The 2,819-nt window shown below is 49.1% G+C and carries 2 protein-coding genes; both read right to left on the bottom strand.

Annotation, left to right across the window (positions count from 1 at the left end; translation table 11 throughout):
- On the bottom strand, positions 1-1,294 hold a 1,294-nt coding region (locus tag WMO25_RS16910), incomplete at its 3' end, for a DNA gyrase subunit A (RefSeq protein ID WP_349086331.1).
- A gap of 11 nt (positions 1,295-1,305) precedes the next feature.
- Positions 1,306-2,819 (bottom strand): DNA gyrase/topoisomerase IV subunit B (locus tag WMO25_RS16915; RefSeq protein WP_349086332.1); only part of this gene is annotated, 1,514 nt, incomplete at its 5' end.

A 2,819-nucleotide genomic window follows, 5' to 3' on the forward strand; every position in this document is an offset into this window, starting at 1 on the left:
CAGAAGCGGCTTTTTCAGAGGCCTTGCTCTTGAAGCGAATGCCTTCGGTAGTGCCTGTCATCAGACAGGCTTTGGCCTGTTTGATATTCTTGCTGCCACGCAGGATTTCGATGATCAGGTCAATGATATCGGTGGCACGCATGAGACCTTCCTGGATTTCCTGTTTCTCCAGTTCCTTGGCAAGAAGCTTCTGGTACTTGCGGGTGGTCAGGTCATATTGAAAATCAAGGAAATATTCAATAATGCTCTTGAGACCAAGCGTCTCCGGACGTCCGTCGGCGATGGCCAGCATATTCACGCTGAAAGTATCTTCCAGACGTGTCTTCTTATAGAGAAGTGCCAGCAGATTGTCCACGTCTGTCTGTTTCTTCAGTTCCAGAACGATACGAATTCCTTCCTTGGAGGACTGATTGGAAATATCGATGATGTCCGTGGTCTTCTTGCTTTCTACAAGGGCATAAACATCATTGAGAAATTTGCCGATATTGGCACCGATCATTGTATAAGGAATCTCGGTGATGACAAGGCGAAGCTTGCCGCCTTTGTCCTGCTCAACCTCAACACGACCCCGAAGCTTGATCTTGCCGCTGCCGGTTTCGTAAATATTCAGTAATTCGTCTTTGTTCGTTACGATACCGCCGGTAGGAAAATCCGGTCCCTGGATGTACTGCATCAGGTCAGCGGTGGTCAGTTTGTCATTCTTCATGTAGGCTTTGACGGCATCGATGACTTCGCCGAGATTATGCGGCGGGGTACTTGTCACCATGCCGACAGCGATACCGTCAGAACCGTTGACAAGGAAATTCGGCAGACGGACAGGCAGAACCGTCGGCTCTTTCTCTGTCTCATCAAAGTTCGGCATAAAGTCTACAACGTCCTTGTCAAGATCCGCCAGGAAAACTTCCTGAGTGACTTTCTGAAGACGGGCTTCAGTGTAACGCATGGCGGCGGCACCATCACCTTCGATGGAGCCGAAATTGCCGTGGCCGTCTACCAGGGGCATGCCCTTCTTGAATTCCTGGGCCATAACAACAAGGGCATCGTAAATGGAGCTGTCACCGTGAGGATGATACTTACCCATTGTATCACCGACGATACGGGCACATTTACGGTATGGCTTGTCGTACCGGATAGCCAGTTCGTACATATCATATAACGTACGGCGCTGAACGGGCTTTAAGCCGTCCCGGATATCCGGAAGTGCTCTGGATATAATAACGCTCATGGCGTAATCTACGTAGGATTTCTGCATGACTTCTGCATAATCCGTGCGAATAATCTGTTCCTGCATCATGCATTCCCTCCTTAAATATCAAGTTCGGCATCATGGGCATGCTTGTAGATGAATGCCTTTCTCGGCGGTACATCAGGACCCATGAGCAGGCCGGTAATATCGGATGCAATTCGGGCATCTTCAATCTCGACCTTCTTCAGGATACGGGTTTCAGGGTTCAAAGTTGTCTCCCAGAGCTGTGCAGCATCCATTTCACCAAGACCTTTGTAGCGCTGCAGGGTGAAATTGCCCTTGTGGGTCTTGCGGTACTGCTCAAGGGCCTTATCATCATAGAGGTATTCCTCCTTGCCCTTGGACGGCATGGCCTTGTACAGCGGCGGCATGGCGATATAGACATGGCCTTCATAAATCAGCTCCGGCATAAACCGGTAGAAAAGTGTCAGAAGCAGGGTGCTGATATGCGCACCATCCACATCGGCATCGGCCATAATGATAATCTTGTTGTAGCGCAGCTTGCTGATGTCAAAGTCGTTGCCGTATCCTTCTGAAAAACCACAGCCGAAGGCATTGATCATGGTCTTGATCTCGGCATTGGCAAGAATCTTGTCGATGCTGGCCTTTTCTACATTCAAAATCTTGCCTCGAATAGGCAGGATTGCCTGAAAATGGCGGTTTCTGGCGGTTTTGGCAGAGCCGCCGGCAGAATCTCCTTCGACAATAAAGATCTCGCAGATATCGGCATTGCGGCTTTCACAGTTGGCCAGTTTGCCGTTGGAGTCAAAGGAGAATTTCTGCTTGGTCAGCAGGTTGGTACGGGCCTTTTCCTCGGTCTTACGGATCTTGGCTGCTTTCTCTGCACAGGAAAGCACAACCTTCAATGTATCCAGATTCTTGTCGAAATAACGAACGACTTCTTCATTGACAATCTTGCCTGTGACACGGGCAGCATCCTGGTTGTCCAGTTTGGTCTTGGTCTGACCTTCAAAACGCGGGTCCGGATGCTTGATGGAGATGACGGCTGTCATACCGTTTCGTATATCAGCACCGGTAAAATTGCCGTCTTTCTCTTTCAAAATGCCTATTTCACGGGCGTAAGCGTTCATAATGGACGTGAAAGCGGACTTGAAGCCGGTAATGTGGGTGCCACCTTCTGCGTTGTAAATGTTGTTACAGAAACCAAGGACGTTCTCATGGAATTCATTCACATATTGAAAAGCACCTTCAATAGTGATGCCTTCAGACTCGCCTTTAAAGCAGACAATATCATGCAGTGCTTCTTTATTGCGGTTCAGGTCGCGGATGAATCCAGCCAGACCGTCAGGTTCATGATAAACTTCCTGTTCCTCAGGTGTGACACGTTTGTCTTCATATATAATAGTTAATTCCGGGTTAAGATAAGCAGTTTCATGGAGACGGCTCTTGATCTCATCTTCCTTGAACCATGTCTTTTCAAAAATCTCCTTGTCCGGGAGAAAAGAAATCGTGGTGCCTGTCTTGCGGGTGCGGCCGATGACAGGCAGAAGTCCCTTCTCCAGCGGAATGGTCGGTACACCGCGCTCATAGCGGTCGTGGTAAGTACAGCCCT

The organism is Coprococcus intestinihominis (genome assembly GCF_040096555.1).
GTDB lineage: Bacteria > Bacillota > Clostridia > Lachnospirales > Lachnospiraceae > Coprococcus_A > Coprococcus_A intestinihominis.